Below are 14,664 nucleotides of genomic sequence, written 5' to 3' on the forward strand. Positions count from 1 at the left end.
GGGCTGGATCATAACAATAATCAAGATGGGAACATTGCAATGACAACAGGGAATCTGCCGGTCTCCAAGACCCGTTCTTTTATGACTGTGTCGCTGATTGAGCTGTGGGAGCGCTTTGGCTTCTACGGTATGCAGGCACTGATTGTGTACTTTATGGTGCAGCGCCTCGGGTTTGAGGACAGCCGGGCCAATCTGGTCTGGAGTGCCTGTGCCGCGCTGATTTATGTCTCGCCCGCCATTGGGGGGTGGGTCGGTGACAAGGTGCTGGGCACCAAGCGCACCATGCTATTGGGCGCCGGGGTGCTGACCCTGGGCTATGCCCTGATGGCGGTGCCCACCGACAACACCTGGTTTTTGTTTTCGGCCCTCGGGGTTATCGTCGTCGGTAACGGCCTGTTCAAACCCAATGCCGGTAACCTGGTGCGCAAGATTTATGAAGGCGATGACTCCAAAATCGACAGCGCCTTTACCATCTACTACATGGCTGTGAATGTGGGTTCCACCTTCTCGATGCTGCTCACGCCCTGGATTAAGGATTATGTTAACGCCAACTATGGCGATGGCTTCGGTTGGCACGCGGCCTTTGCCGTGTGTTTTGTGGGCCTGATTGTCGGTATCGCCAACTATATGGTGATGCGCCACACCCTCGATGAATACGGCTCAGAGCCGGATCAGCTGCCGGTGGACAAGCGCAAGCTGATGGCGGTGCTCGGCTGCTCGCTGCTGGCGGTGGTGGCATCGGCCATTATCCTCGAATTTGAAGACGTGGCGCGGGTGTTCGTGTATGGCGCCGGTGTGGTGGTGCTGGGGATATTTGTTCACCTTATCCGTACCAGTGAAGAGAGTGAGCGCGCAGGGCTGATTGCGGCGCTGGTGCTTACCCTGCAAACGGTGTTTTTCTTTATCTTCTATCAGCAGATGTCGACCTCGCTGGCGCTCTTTGCTCTGCGCAACGTGGATTGGGACTTTGTGGTGGCTGGCACCCATTTGTGGACCTGGTCACCCGCCCAGTTCCAGGCCCTTAATCCTATCTGGATCATGGTGCTGAGCCCAATCCTTGCCTGGGTGTATGCCTGGGGCGGAAAAAATAACAAAGACATCTCAATCGCTGCCAAATTTGCCCTCGGCTTTGCGGTGGTGGCGGCGGGCTTCTTTATTTACGGTATTGCCGGTGAGTTTGCCGTGAATGGCAAAACCTCAAGCTGGGTGATGATTTGGGGCTATGGCTCCTACTCACTGGGCGAGCTTTTGGTGAGCGGTTTGGGGCTCGCGATGATTGCCCGCTATGTGCCCGAGCGCATGGGCGGCTTTATGATGGGCGCTTACTTTGTGGCCTCGGGCATTTCCCAGTATCTCGGCGGTGTGGTGGCCAACTTCGCCAGTGTGCCTCAGGGCATTACCGATCCGCTGGAGACCTTGCCTATTTACACCAACCTGTTTAATAAGCTGGGTTTTGCTGCACTGGGTTGCACCCTGATTGCGCTGGCAGTGTTGCCGCTGATGCGTCGTCTGACCGAAACCCACCACAGTCACAATACCGCAGCGCAGGATAGTTGACCTGTTCAAGCTGCTGATTTAGTGTCATTAACGAGCGCCGGCATCATGCTGGCGCTTTTATTTTTGTAGGAGCCATCTATGTCTTTTCGCTCAAGTGTCGTCGCTGCCGCCTTATTTTTTTCGCCCATGGCCTTGTTGTCTTTTGAGGCTGCAGCACTTGAAATCACCTCGTTGTCTGAAAACCTCTATCTGCACCAGAGTGAGAAAACCGTGGAAGGCTGGGGCAAGGTGTCGGCCAATGGCCTTATTTTGGTGAATGGCAAAGACGCCTTTGTGGTGGATACGCCCTGGAGCGATGCCGACGCCGAGGCGATGCTGGTGTGGGCTAACGCGCAGGGCTTAACCATTAAAGGCGTGCTCGCCACCCATTGGCACGAAGACAGAGCCGGCAGTTTTGGCGTGTATGAGAAAGCGGGTATTCCTACCCTGAGCTCAGAGGCGACCCAGGCGATGTTGAAGCAACATCAAAAGACCCTGGCGACCCAGACATTCAGTGGCGACGAGATACAGTTCTTCGGCAATAAGATTGAGGTGTTTTATCCGGGCGCGGGTCATGCGAACGATAATCTGGTGGTGTACCTTCCTGACCAAAAACTGCTGTTTGGCGGCTGTCTGGTGCGGGAAGCGTCAACTCAGTCGATGGGATTTTATGGCGACGGCTCGCTGCAGGCCTGGCCTGAGTCCATGTCGCGGGTGATAGCGAAGTTCTCTGAGGTGAACACTGTGGTGCCAGGCCACGGCGCGCTGGGGGATAAGCATCTGCTTGAGCACACCCGGGCGCTGGCCGAGGCGGCGCTGAAGGCGCAATAAACCGGGTTGTCGGTTTGACTAATCGAGTCCCAGCCGGGCTTCTGATTCCAGCCACTTGGCTCTGCTCAGTGGCTGATTATTTTCACCCTCGAGGGCTTTTTTGCGGGCAGGCAGACTGGCCAGGATCTCCAGCTTGCGCTCATCACTCGCCTGGGACCATCCGACAATTTCATCGATATGGCGCAGACAACCCATGCAGTAATCCTCATCGTTCAGGCCGCAGCGGGCGACGCAGGGGGATTGGATCACAGACATTCTCCTAACGGGTTAAAAACTGGACGCAGAGTCTAGCATCTCAGTGGGCATTTCCCCAACTTATGATCTCTATCACTTTGGCCGATAGGTCACGCTGGTTTGCCGCTGGTACAATTGCGCTCAACAGAGTAAAAGGAGCGACACTGCATGAAACACAGACTCACAGCCTTGTTGGCCACGACCTTATTGGTGCTGCTTGGCGGCTGTTCGCTGCTGGAAGTCAAACTGGAAAGCGGCGTGGTGCCGCTGCCCAAGGAGCAACTGAATATGCGGGTGTTTACCCGTGATTTTGCCGGCAGCTTTTATCAGCAGGTGGAAAGTGGCGCCGATGCCATCATGCTGGAGCAGGATGATGACCGCATCAAGGCCAACGCGCTGATGTGGAAGATTTATGCCGAGCAGGGGCTGCAGACCACCCTGTATCAGGCATCGCCGGTGGCGTCCATGATAGACACCTGGGTCTATACCGCCCAAATGCGTGCCTTCTTTGAGACCGGCGCCGGGCAGACACTGTTTGGTGAGCGTCAGGGTTTGGCACTGGAGGCCGCCCGAGCGCTGGAAGCTGAATTTACCGAGCGGGTAAAACGTTTCGCCAAAAGCGGCGATTTCAGCAAAGACAGTGCCTTTGTCAGCCAGTATGTTGCCACCAATCCCTTCACCGATATCGGCTTTGGTCGCAAAAGCGCCTTTGCAGACTGGCTGGCCTTTCGCGGCATAGATGAAAGCGATGCGGTGACCACCTTTGGCTCAGCGCCTGAAGTTGCCAGTGACATTTCCGATCGCCTCGCAGCCATCAGCAGTCAAACGCCGAAAATTTTAGGCTGGAAGGCAGAACTTTTTGCCATGCACTCCAGTGTCGACCCAAAAGAAATTGAGCGCACCCTGCGTGAAATGGCCGACACTGCCGCCCGTTTTCAGGCGTTGATGGCCCAAAGCCCCGAGATGATGGCGCAGCTTGCCGTGGATATGCGCAAGGAGCTGGAGCCACTGCTGGAAAAGCTGGGCGCTGGCACAGATGAGAAACTTGCCAGACTCTCCGAGGAGCGGGTTGCCCTGGAAGCCATGGTCGCCCGCGAGCGGGAAGCGCTGGAGGCGATGGTGGCCCGCGAGCGCGCCAATGCCGCTAAAGATTTGGAAGTCATTACCCAAAAAGCGGTGGAAGTGGTGTTTGAGCAGCTGACGCAAACCCTCAAAAGCCTCATTTTGTACATAGTACTGTTTTTGCTGGTGGTGTTTTTCGCCCCCCTGGGGCTGGGAGTGTGGCTGGGTAAGCGGATGGCACTTAAAAAGGCGCAAACGGTCTAAAAAAGCCAGGCTGTCCCTTGTGTGTGGGAACAGTGCCTAAAGCCACGTATAATGAAGCGGCCTTCACTCTGTGGAGGCCATTTTTTTAGTCTTTTGTCAGGGGTCTTTCGTGTCGCCATCGTCTTCGCAGCAAACATCTCAGTCGACCTCAGATACCAGCCCAGCGCTTGAACTGGCGGATGTTTTACACAGACTTGAGTCGCTGGCGAGCACCCTTGAGCAGGGCCGAAGCCTATGGGACCTGCGTACTTTCGAGTGTGTAGACCTGCCCTGGGAGAGCGATTTCCCCGCGCTTGCCCACGTGCTTTGGGCCATCGACGATGACCACATAGAGCCACTGGATAGAGATCAGCGCACCTTGTGTGCGCTGCTTTGGCCAGCGCTGGAAGCCGACTTGGCTCGGCGTGGCGAGCTGGTCTGGTCTAAGTCACTGTTTGACTGGACACTGCCTGCCAATCCGCTGGACAGCCTGGGTGACAATGCCCGTTATCATCCGGAAACCTTGCTGCCAGCGCAGACGTTAAGCCGGTTTGCCGCTGGCATAAAAGGGCGCAAATGGGAGCAAATATCCCGTTTTGTGGCCATTGCGGCCGCGAGCAGCCCCGCCTTGCCTGTGTTTGAGTGGTGCGCCGGTAAGGGCCATCTTGGCCGCCTGATGGGCGCTGTGACCCAAATGCCGGTATTAAGCCTTGAGTGGCAGCAGCCTTTGTGTGATGCCGGCAGTATTGAGGCCGACAAGCGCGGCGTGAAGCAGCGCTTTGTGTGCGCCGATGCCTTCAGCGACAGCGCCGATGTGCTCGAGGCAGAGCAGCATGCACTGGCGCTCCATGCCTGCGGCGAGCTGCATCTGACGCTGATGCGAAAGGCGGTGGCCGCTGGTACTGAGGCCATCAGTATTTCCCCTTGCTGTTATCATCTTTTCGCCAGCGGCGATTATAGCTGCATCAGTGCAGCTGGCCGGAAAACCGGCCTTTGCTTGTCGCGCCAGGCCCTGCAATTGCCTTTGAATCACTCACTGGTGGCGGGGGAGAAGGCCAACGCTGACCGTCTCAAGGAAGTAAGCTGGCGCCTGGGGTTTGACAGCCTGCAGCGCACCCTTCGCAATCAAGACGAGTACCTGCCGCTGCCATCGATTCGCCAAAGCCAGCTGTCCGGCAGCTTTGCCGACTTTTGCAACTGGGCCGCCGATTACCGCGGTCTGACACTGCCTGCTGAGTTTAACGCCGAGCCCTGGCTTGCCCTGGGGCTTAAACGCCAGCAGCTCACCCGCAGGCTGGATTTGGCCGCGCATTTGTTCCGGCCTTTGATTGAGCAGTTTTTGTTGCTGGATCGGGCGGCCTTTTTGCTGGAGGCCGGTTACCGCGTCAGTCTCAGTGCGTTTTGTGCGCCGCAAGTGACTCCCCGCAATGCGCTGATTGAAGCGCGTCGCTAAGGAAGATGCGAATAAGCCCCGTGCTTGCTCTGCGTGAGCTTATAGTGGATAAATGCAAGACACAGTTCGCAGCGAATGGCTCTGGTCCTTCGCACTTCTTTTTTGATTTCAAAAGCAGGTAACGCAGCAGATACCGCTGTAAGCCACGCCCTACGGGGCTTTGATAGCAACACCATTTCAGCGTTATTCAACTGCAGCAGGCCTCGGCATGCCCTCAGTTGAATGCCTTGAACTGTCGCTGCTATCAAAGCCAGAGCTGTGCGAAGACTTGTTCGCACCTTCCCTAACGCTCTTTGCTGGTCAATGGCCTGTGCTTGGGTCTATCAAAGGTGACGCGGGTTTTCTGCACACTTGATTTGAAATTCCTGCCAATCGGGCAAATTCTCAGGCCCAGTTCAGGCAGCACTGTTTGAATAGCCGCTTTCATGCCCGGCCCTTTTACAGCTAAGGGGTCGGATGAGCGCCTGTCCGGGGCTATTAGTTGAGTATTTTGGTTGGCTTGACCTGCATTTCTCTGGATAATGGCACCTTTGGGAAGGTGCGAATGAGTCTTCGCATAAGCGGTTCATTCGTGGGCTTGCATTGGTGGTTAGTCCACGCAGAGTAAGCACGGGGCTTATTCGCACCTTCCTCTATTGTCAGGCCGTTTTGGCAAGCGGCCGCGAGTGCTTTGCATCCCAGATAATTAGAACTGAATGAAATATTCCCGAGTATTTATCAACAGCATGGCCTACGAACTGGCCCCTGTTGTCGTGTCGAGCTCTGAACTTGAGCAGCGTCTCGCTCCCCTGTATCAAAAGTTTCGTATTCCTATGGGACAGCTGGCTGCCCTGACCGGTATTCGCGAGCGCCGCTGGTGGCCGCTGGGTCACAGGTTGTCTGACGGCGCTATCAGCGCAGCCCAAAAGGCCCTCACTGAGACCGGCCTCAGTGCCAGCGATTTGGGCGCCGTGGTCTATACCGGGGTGTGCCGCGATCAGCACGAACCGGCCACCGCCTGCCGTATTGCAGCAGCGCTGGGGGTGGGGCGCGACAGTGCTATCTACGATATTTCCAATGCCTGTCTTGGGGTGCTGTCGGGCATTCTCGACATTGCCAACCGCATCGAGCTTGGCCAAATCCGCGCCGGCTTGGTGGTGTCCTGTGAATCGGCCCGTGATATCGTCGATGTGACCATCGACCGTATGCTGGCCGAGCCAACCATGCAGAATTTTGCCCAGTCGCTGGCCACGCTCACCGGCGGTTCAGGCGCTGTGGCAGTGCTGCTCACCGATGGCAGTTTCAAGCTGGCCACCGAGCGCAATCATCAGCTGCTGGGCGCAAGTCAATTGACCGCACCGGAGCATCATCAGCTGTGTCAGTGGGGCTTGCAGGAAGCCGGACATCGCATCTACCGCGAGTTTATGCGCACCGACGCCGTAACCCTGCTCAAAGAAGGGGTGGAGCTAGCCAAGCAAACCTGGCAGCACTTCCTCGGGCAGCGCGAATGGCTGGCAAGCCAGGTCGATAAAGTTATCTGTCATCAGGTGGGCGCCGCCAACCGCAAACAGGTGCTTGCTGCGCTGCAAATACCTGAAGAGAAAGAATTTCCTACCTTTGCCGAACTTGGCAATATGGGCACGGTTTCGCTGCCGGTATCGGCGGCCATGGCCCACGATCAGGGCTTTTTGCGCCCCGGGGATCAGGTGAGTTTTCTTGGCATAGGCTCAGGCCTTAACTGCATGATGTTGGGGCTGCGCTGGTAATGAGTAACGAATTAATGCTGGACACCCTGCTGCCGTTCAAGCGGCAGTATTTCCGCCACAAGGGCCAGAATATTCACTATGTGGATGAAGCGCCTGCCGCGCCAAAGGGCACTGTGGTAATGGTTCATGGCAACCCCAGTTGGACCTTGTACTACCGCAAGCTGATAAGCGCGCTCAAGGGCGAGTACCGCTGCATTGCCATGGATAACGTGGGCTGCGGATTGTCGGATAAGCCCGATGACAGCCAATACGATTACACCCTCACCAGCCGTATTGCCGATTTGGAGGCGCTGCTGGCTCACCTTGGGGTGAATGAGAAAGTGACCCTGGTGGTACACGACTGGGGCGGGATGATTGGCATGGGCTGGGCATCCAAATATCCGCAGGCCATTGAAAGATTGGTGATATTAAATACCGCCGCATTTCATCTGCCAACCAGCAAGCCGTTGCCACTGCGGCTTAAAATTTGCCGCAATACCTGGCTGGGCACTGTGCTGGTGCGGGGCTTTAACGCCTTTGCCGGTCTGGCGTCTGTGATTGGCTGCAAGCGAAACCCCATGTCGGCGCCGCTGAGAAAAGCCTACGTATCGCCTTTCAACAGCTGGGCGAATCGGATTTCCACCCTGCGTTTTGTGCAGGATATTCCGCTGCAGCCAAGCGATAAAGCCTACGCTGAGGTCAGCCGGATTGAAGCCAGTCTCGACGGTTTCACCGAAGTGCCGACCCTGATTTGCTGGGGCCTTGAGGATTTTGTGTTTGATAAACACTTCCTTGAGGTATGGCAGCAAAAACTGCCCAAGGCAGAGGTATACGCCTTTGCCGACTGCGGCCATTACATCCTCGAAGATGCGGCCGATGAAGTTATTGGCCATATTCAGCAGTTTATTGACCGTTCATCCGCCCGCGAGGCGCTGGCATCATGAGTGCCAATCTGTGCCGTCACTTGCTCACAGCCGCGACCGAGCGCCCAGAAGGGCTGGCCGTTGCGGTGCAAAGGCACAGATTTGGAAAGCCACCCAGAGGCATAGGCGAGCTTTGCTACGATGAGCTCAGTCTCGGTGAGCTGAATCGTCGCAGCGATGCCATTGCCCATGGCCTGCTGAGCGCCGGACTCAAGGCCGGTGACAAAGCCGTGCTGATGGTGACGCCGGGGCTGGATTTCTTTGCGCTCACCTTTGCTCTGTTCAAGGCAGGGATCATCCCTGTGATGGTCGACCCGGGAATGGGCATTAAAAACCTCGGTCAGTGCTTCGATGAAGCTGCGCCCGATGCCTTTATCGGTATTCCCAAGGCCCATGTGGCGCGGATGCTGTTTGGCTGGGGAAAGCGCACGCTAAAGACCCTGATAACCGTGGGCCGTGGCCTGAAAATTTGGGGCGGCCCGACTCTGGGCCAGCTGGAGCAGCAGGGCAATGGCAAAGCGTCATTCCCGATGCAGATGCTGGGCGAAGATGCGCTGTGCGCCATCCTCTTTACCAGCGGCAGCACCGGCGTGCCCAAGGGTGTGGAATACAGCCACCGGATGTTTGAAGCGCAGATAACCGCGCTTAAGCAGGACTATGGCATCAGCCCTGGCGAGCGTGACCTGTCGACTTTTCCGCTGTTTGCTCTGTTTGGTCCCGCGCTCGGTATGGCCTCCATTGTGCCCTGTATGGATGCGAGCCGTCCTATCAAGGCAAATCCAGAATATTTGTTTAAAGCCATTGCCGATTATGGCTGTACCAACCTGTTCCTGAATCCGGCGCTGCTGGATAAGCTTGGCCATTTCGGTGTGGACAATCAAAGGCAGTTGACCGGCGTCAAACGGGTGATTTCTGCCGGGGCGCCAGCCTCTATCGATGCCATCAGCCGCTTCAGCCGTTTATTGCCAGAAGGCGCACCTGTGCTCAATTCCTACGGTGCAACCGAGGGGTTGCCGCTGTGTTTTGTCGCCAGCGATGAGCTGCTGGCCAGTGGTGAGGTGACTGCCAAAGGTGGTGGCATCCTGGTGGGTAAGCCGGTGAGCGGCGTCTCCATCGACATTATTGCCATTGATGAAGCTCCCATCGCCGATTGGTCACAGGCACCGCTTTTGCAAGCCTATGAAATCGGTGAGATTGTTGCCAAAGGCCCCATGGTGAGCCAGGCCTATTACCACAGAGATGAAGCTACGCTTCAGGCCAAAATTTCTGATGGAGGCGTTAAACGTCACCGCATGGGCGATCTCGGGTATCTCGATGATGAAGGGCGGCTGTGGATGTGTGGCCGCAAGGCCCACAGGGTAGATGCCACCGAGGGCGGCGCCTTCAGCAAACGCTATTTCTCCATCCCCTGTGAGCGAATTTTCAATAACCATCCGCTGGTGGCGCGCTCGGCGCTGGTGGGAGTGCATCGCCTCGGCGACAAGTTACCTCTGGTGTGCATCGAGCTTGATAAGACCCTTGCCTGCAACAACGCCAGTACCCTGTATCGCGAGCTCAGGGAAATGGCCGAGGCCAATGACATCACCCGCGGTATCGACTTCTTCCTTATCCATGAATCTTTCCCCATGGATGTGCGCCATAACGCCAAGATTTTCCGTGAAAAACTGGCGGTATGGGCTGAAAAACAACTCTCCGGTGGCCTTAAATGACCCAGGCTTTTCCACTGCATCCTGAACAAATCAGTGCCGCCAGAACGCTGGCCAGCCAGGTGTCCAAAGTGCTGGTGACCGGCGCCGGTGGCTTTTTGGGTAAGGCGCTTTGCCGCCAGTTGCTCTCGGCGGGTATCGACGTGGTGGGGATTGCCCGCTCGGATTACCCGGCCCTTGAGCAGCTGGGCGTGACCATGCACAGGGGCGATATAACCGATATCGCCTCGCTGGAGGCGGCCATGCAGGGCTGCGAGCTGGTGTTCCATGTGGCGTCCAAGGCAGGCGTTTGGGGCAGCCGCGAAAGCTACTATGGCCCCAATGTCGCAGGTGCCGCCAACGTGATTGAGGCCGCAAGGCAGCAAGGCGCAAAGGGCATTATCTACACCAGCACCCCCAGCGTGACCTTTGCCGGAGAAGACGAGTCAGGTATCGATGAGTCGGCGCCTTATGCTGAGCATTTCCTGAATCATTACGGCGCCTCCAAGGCAGAGGCCGAGGCCATGATGCTGTCGGCACACTGCCAGGATTTACGCACAGTGGCGCTGCGGCCGCATTTGATTTGGGGGCCGGAAGACCCTCATCTGGTGCCACGCGTCATTACCCGCGGCCGGGCAGGGCGCCTTAAGCTTGTGGGCCGTGAAGACAAGCTGGTGGATACCATTTATGTGGACAATGCCGCCCACGCCCATGTGTTGGCAGCCATCTCGCTGCTGAAGGACGATAGCCCCTGTGGCGGCAAAGCCTTCTTTTTGAGTAACGATGAACCGGTGACCATGGCCGACATGCTGGGGCGCATTCTCGCCTGTGACAATCAGCACCAGCGTCTGCGCCGTGTTCCCGTGGGGCTCGCCTACGCCGTGGGCGCGCTGCTTGAAGGTGTCTATGGCCTGCTTGGCAAACAGGAAGAGCCGGTTATCACCCGCTTTGTGGCGCGTCAGCTTTCCTGCAGCCATTACTACCGCATTGATGCCGCCAAAACCTTACTTGGCTACCAGCCGCTGATTTCCCTCGATGAAGGGATGAAGCGATTGGCTCCCTGGGTCAAATCAGCGCTCTGACTTGTTAGACGATCCCGTCTTTTTGTGAGCCCCGGTCAATGCCGGGGCTTATCTTTTTGGCCGCAGTTGCCGCTTCATCCTCATCAGCTTTTGTTATTCCCATCCATGCAATTTAAGTCGCTCAGACATCGCCATGGTTAAAATCATTTATAAAACAGCAGCATAAAGTTTTATGTGACGCCCAGATTGTCTTCCTGTCTGTAAAGCAATTTTTACCATTTAATAATATATATTGTATGCAAAATGCTTGAGTGACAATGAACTAACAAGGTAAAGTCGCCGACACTTGCGCAGCATGGTTGCCGCCTTACGGCCAACTTAATGGCGAAATCCTGTTGTGTTCTTGCCTCAGACCAGTCATTCGAGAAGTTGTCATGTCTGTTTCCAGAAATATTGTCCGCGCCCTGGCGCTCCTGTGTATCGCCAGCTTGAGTGCTGCAGACGATACGTCACTGTTCAAGGTCAGCACAGGTAACAGCAGACCACAGGTACTGATAATTCTGGATACCTCAAGCAGTATGGGGGCGACGGTTCAGATGCCCCCGGTCTATGTACCTCCAACCAGCCGCAGTGGCGAGCCGCTGCCTCCTGCGGCAGGCAGCAAGCTCTACTTTATCCGCGGGGATGAGCAGTTGGATGTCAATAACCTGCAGGCGGCCAGCTATATTTTGCACGCCAACAACGCCTGCGCCGATTCATGGGAGCAGCTGCAAAAGTACGGGATCTACACCGGCTTTATCGGCAGTTTTGACCCGCAACTGCGTCAGTGGTCCGATACGCCAGCCAGTGGTGGGAGTGTATTGGTGGACTGTCTTGCCGACATCGAAAGCAGCAACTATCAAAATGGCGCAGGACGCGCAGAGGGCTTACCGGTAGCAAGTGGTTCTGAAGCCCATATCCGCGTCAATGCCAACAGTTCCCAGGCCCATCGTGATGCCGCCAAGGCCAGTGCCAGAGCGTCTGGACTTCGCCGTGGCGTGGCAGTCACCCTTTACAGCGAGCACTACGTTAACTGGAAAATAGACAACCCCATTCCGGTTTATGGCACCAGAATGGATCTCGCCAAGGAGGCGCTGCGGCAGGTGGCGCTTTCCATGGTGGATATCGATTTGGGGCTGGCGATATTCAACGTCAATCTGGGCGAGCGTGAGGCACCCGGTGGCCCCTACGGCCACGGAGGGAAAATTTTCTCCGCCATTAACAGGTTTGACAGCGCGCGGCGGATGACCTTCCTTGGGCAGGTTGAGCGCATGGGCTACGCCTTCCAAACACCGACCTGTGAAACCTTATACGAGGCTTACCGTTATTTTGCTGGTGAACCTGTGCTTTATGGCCATCAGGACAGGGACTACTACTGGGATTACGGTGCCGCTTACAAAGGCATGTCCGGCGATCCTGCCGCCGAAGTTCAAGGCGTATATCAGTCGCCTTTTAAGCGCTGTGATCGCCGTGGTTACATCATCTACATCACCGACGGCGAGCCCACCGAAGACTTTGACGCCAACGATGCCATCCGCGCTCTGACCGGCGTGAGATACAGCCACAGTGATGATAATGACTGGGGCAAGATGCAAAATGCCAGCGAGGCATTAATTGCGCTGGCAGGGTGGATGAACACCCATGATGTAAACCCCGGTGTTGATGGCGAGCAGATGGTGTCTACCCACACCATTGGCTACTCCGAGGGGGCGTTGGGCGCCAAAACCCTGTTGGAGTCGGTAGCCACGGCAGGTGGCGGCAGTTTCTTCGATGCCACCGATCTTAGTTCCCAAAACAATTTTCAGGATAAGCTGCAGCAGGCGTTGAAGGCGGCGCTGAACCAGATAGTCGAGCGGGAATCCAGCTTTTCGTCTCCGGCGGTGGTTAACAGTGAAACCCGACTTGAAACCGGTGAGCACGTATATTTACCCATGTTCCGTTCAGCCCAGCGCCCCCGTTGGAGCGGTGATATCAAGAAGTATCGCCTCAGTGGCGATGGCAGGGTGCTGGATAAAAATGGGGTCTCTGTCACCGGGGCGGATGGTGGGGTGGCAGCCGAGGCCTGCTCTGTGTGGGCTAGCTCCTGCAACGGGGGCGATGGTCAGAATTTCGGTCGTGGCGGTGTTGCCGCTGCAGTCGCTGCGATGAAGAACAAAGACAGGGTGCTTTACACCCAGGACGGAGCCAAGCTGGAGCCTTTGACTCTGGATAGCCTTACCAATATTGCCGGTGGCATTAACGAGCTGGCGTTGCAGCTTGGATTGCCTGAGGTGCTGGTCGAAAACCATGTGTCCTGGATCCGTGGCATCGATGTCGATGATGCCGACAGGGATGGCGACCGCACAGACAGCCGCAGCGATAGTTTCGGCGACATGCTCCATGCCAGGCCGGTCGCGCTGGAATACGGTAGCGGGAGTGACAAAGCCGTTTACCTGCTGGCCGCCACCAATCAGGGTTTTCTGCACATGTTCAAAGACTCTGGTGGTTCTGTGTTTGAGCTGTGGGCCTTTATGCCCTGGAGTTTGCTGTCAAATCAGTATCCTCTGAGAACGGCTGTCAGCGGCGGTCACAATATTTACGGTCTGGACTCGACCCCGGTCGTGCATCGCTTTAACGGGGTTGACGGGCAAAAGACCTGGGTCTTTTTCGGGATGCGCCGTGGCGGAAAGCAATATTTTGCGCTGGATATTTCAGACCCTGGCAATCCCACCATGTTGTGGCAGGCTGGCCCGGACAGCGAGGGGCTGGAAGGGCTGGGGCAGACCTGGGCCAGGCCGGTCGTGACTCGTATCCCGGGCCATAAGGGACCGGTGCTGATAGTGGGCGGTGGCTATCAGCCCGGAGCCAAAGACTCAGCTCAAGTCGGCAGCAGTGACAGCAAGGGGCTGGGGGTGTATATCCTCGATGCGGCCGATGGCAGCCTGATCCACAGCTTCAGTGCCGAAGTTGTCCGTGAGAACCAGACGCTGATGCGGGGGCTGAAAGACAGTATTCCCAACGAAGTGGCGGTGTTGGATGCCAATGGCGATGGTCTGACCGACAGAGTTTATGCCACCGACACAGGGGGGAATGTCTGGCGTTTGGACTTGCCCGGCCCTAAGCCGGATAAGATTGGCGCTGCATGGTCTGCATTCAAGTTTGCCAGCCTGGGGGGCGATTCGGCCGTCAGTGACAGACGCTTCTTTTCTGCACCCGTTGTTGCCCAGACCGCAACAGACCTCAGTTTTACCCTGGAGCTGGACACGACAACAGGCACCGAAACCCGGGTTAGCCGCCGCCAACTGCCTTACGATGCAGTTGCCATAGGCTCGGGGATCCGGCCCTTACCCATGGATACCAGCCGCGAGGATGCCTTCTTCCTGTTGCAGGATCGCATTACCGCCAGTCAGTCGTTTAACAAAATGCTGGGCGGAGATGAGCCGCCAGAACCCCTCACCCGCGAGGACCTGTTTGACGTCAGTTATCGGCCAATATCGGAACAAGACGAAATAGCCTTTGCCCAGACACGTGGCTGGGTTTATGGCTTGGGCTTGCCCGGTGAAAAGAGTCTCTCCAGCGCCACCATAGTCCGGGGCAGGGTGTTCTTCACCACGTTTGCGCCCGAGGCGGGAGACGAGAACCTGTGCCAGGCAAAGGGGCGCAGCTTTCTCTATGGCATGGATTTGCACCGGGGCTTCAGTTTCTTCACCCGTCAGCGGCTGGAGATGAGCTCCCATCTGGCAGATACCCCCCAACTGGTGATCCCGGATGGTGAGCGCATGTATTTCATCGGTGTCGGTAATGCCGACTACGACATGAGAAAAGCCCCTTGTCCGGCGAACGACCCTAATTGCGACCCCTGTAAAGACGGCGGTCCCCGCTGTATTGGCGGCGGGCTCGAAACCCACAAAATCTACTACTACAGCCAATAAG

At 56.6% G+C, this 14,664-nt stretch carries 10 protein-coding genes; 9 read left to right on the top strand and 1 reads right to left on the bottom strand.

The features are described 5' to 3' along the window. Positions 1–39: 39 nt before the first annotated feature. Together STH12_RS03655 and bla are read left to right on the top strand one after the other, a co-directional pair. Entirely contained in the window at positions 40–1,557 is a 1,518-nt protein-coding gene (locus STH12_RS03655) for a peptide MFS transporter (RefSeq protein ID WP_126166305.1), read from the top strand. A 78-nt stretch (positions 1,558–1,635) separates the two neighbouring features. Next, positions 1,636–2,367, top strand: a complete 732-nt coding sequence (bla, locus tag STH12_RS03660) for a subclass B1 metallo-beta-lactamase (RefSeq protein WP_126166306.1) — start codon at positions 1,636–1,638, stop codon at positions 2,365–2,367. Between the two features lie 18 nt (positions 2,368–2,385). Here the strand turns inward: bla and STH12_RS03665 are convergent, their stop codons facing one another. Then, complete coding sequence (locus STH12_RS03665; RefSeq protein ID WP_126169402.1) at positions 2,386–2,613, bottom strand: DUF1289 domain-containing protein; 228 nt, start codon at positions 2,611–2,613, stop codon at positions 2,386–2,388. A gap of 156 nt (positions 2,614–2,769) precedes the next feature. On the opposite strand from STH12_RS03665, the gene STH12_RS03670 reads away from it, so the two are divergent. The 7 genes from STH12_RS03670 (at position 2,770) to STH12_RS03700 (ending at position 14,663) form a co-directional block, all read left to right on the top strand. Continuing rightward, positions 2,770–3,927, top strand: a complete 1,158-nt coding sequence (locus STH12_RS03670; RefSeq protein ID WP_126166307.1) for a chemotaxis protein — start codon at positions 2,770–2,772, stop codon at positions 3,925–3,927. A gap of 109 nt (positions 3,928–4,036) precedes the next feature. Further along, positions 4,037–5,359, top strand: a complete 1,323-nt coding sequence (locus STH12_RS03675; protein WP_237158737.1) for a methyltransferase — start codon at positions 4,037–4,039, stop codon at positions 5,357–5,359. A 695-nt stretch (positions 5,360–6,054) separates the two neighbouring features. Next, the gene (locus STH12_RS03680; protein WP_126166308.1) at positions 6,055–7,104 is read left to right on the top strand and encodes a 3-oxoacyl-ACP synthase III; all 1,050 of its coding nucleotides are present in this window, start codon (positions 6,055–6,057) and stop codon (positions 7,102–7,104) included. A 14-nt stretch (positions 7,105–7,118) separates the two neighbouring features. Next, the gene (locus STH12_RS03685; protein ID WP_126169404.1) at positions 7,119–8,027 is read left to right on the top strand and encodes an alpha/beta fold hydrolase; all 909 of its coding nucleotides are present in this window, start codon (positions 7,119–7,121) and stop codon (positions 8,025–8,027) included. Further along, on the top strand, positions 8,024–9,715 hold the full coding sequence (oleC, locus tag STH12_RS03690) for an olefin beta-lactone synthetase (RefSeq protein ID WP_126166309.1): 1,692 nt from the start codon (positions 8,024–8,026) through the stop codon (positions 9,713–9,715). The genes STH12_RS03685 and oleC overlap by 4 nt, the downstream gene beginning before the upstream one ends. Next, positions 9,712–10,773 carry a 2-alkyl-3-oxoalkanoate reductase gene (gene oleD / locus STH12_RS03695; protein WP_126166310.1) on the top strand — a complete coding sequence of 354 codons (1,062 nt, stop codon included), beginning with the start codon at positions 9,712–9,714 and terminating at the stop codon, positions 10,771–10,773. Before oleC ends, oleD begins: the two co-directional genes overlap by 4 nt. Before the next feature lie 374 nt (positions 10,774–11,147). Next, complete coding sequence (locus STH12_RS03700; RefSeq protein WP_126166311.1) at positions 11,148–14,663, top strand: pilus assembly protein; 3,516 nt, start codon at positions 11,148–11,150, stop codon at positions 14,661–14,663. Position 14,664 lies beyond the last annotated feature (1 nt).

Origin of the sequence: Shewanella khirikhana (assembly GCF_003957745.1) — a bacterium.
GTDB lineage: Bacteria > Pseudomonadota > Gammaproteobacteria > Enterobacterales > Shewanellaceae > Shewanella > Shewanella khirikhana.

Bases quoted from the DNA above. Each gene is read 5' to 3' on its own strand.
- STH12_RS03655 (WP_126166305.1), top strand. From the start codon at position 40: ATGACAACAGGGAATCTGCCGGTCTCCAAGACCCGTTCTTTTATGACT.
- bla (WP_126166306.1), top strand. From the start codon at position 1,636: ATGTCTTTTCGCTCAAGTGTCGTCGCTGCCGCCTTATTTTTTTCGCCC.
- STH12_RS03670 (WP_126166307.1), top strand. From the start codon at position 2,770: ATGAAACACAGACTCACAGCCTTGTTGGCCACGACCTTATTGGTGCTG.
- STH12_RS03680 (WP_126166308.1), top strand. From the start codon at position 6,055: ATGAAATATTCCCGAGTATTTATCAACAGCATGGCCTACGAACTGGCC.
- STH12_RS03685 (WP_126169404.1), top strand. From the start codon at position 7,119: ATGCTGGACACCCTGCTGCCGTTCAAGCGGCAGTATTTCCGCCACAAG.
- oleC (WP_126166309.1), top strand. From the start codon at position 8,024: ATGAGTGCCAATCTGTGCCGTCACTTGCTCACAGCCGCGACCGAGCGC.
- oleD (WP_126166310.1), top strand. From the start codon at position 9,712: ATGACCCAGGCTTTTCCACTGCATCCTGAACAAATCAGTGCCGCCAGA.
- STH12_RS03700 (WP_126166311.1), top strand. From the start codon at position 11,148: ATGTCTGTTTCCAGAAATATTGTCCGCGCCCTGGCGCTCCTGTGTATC.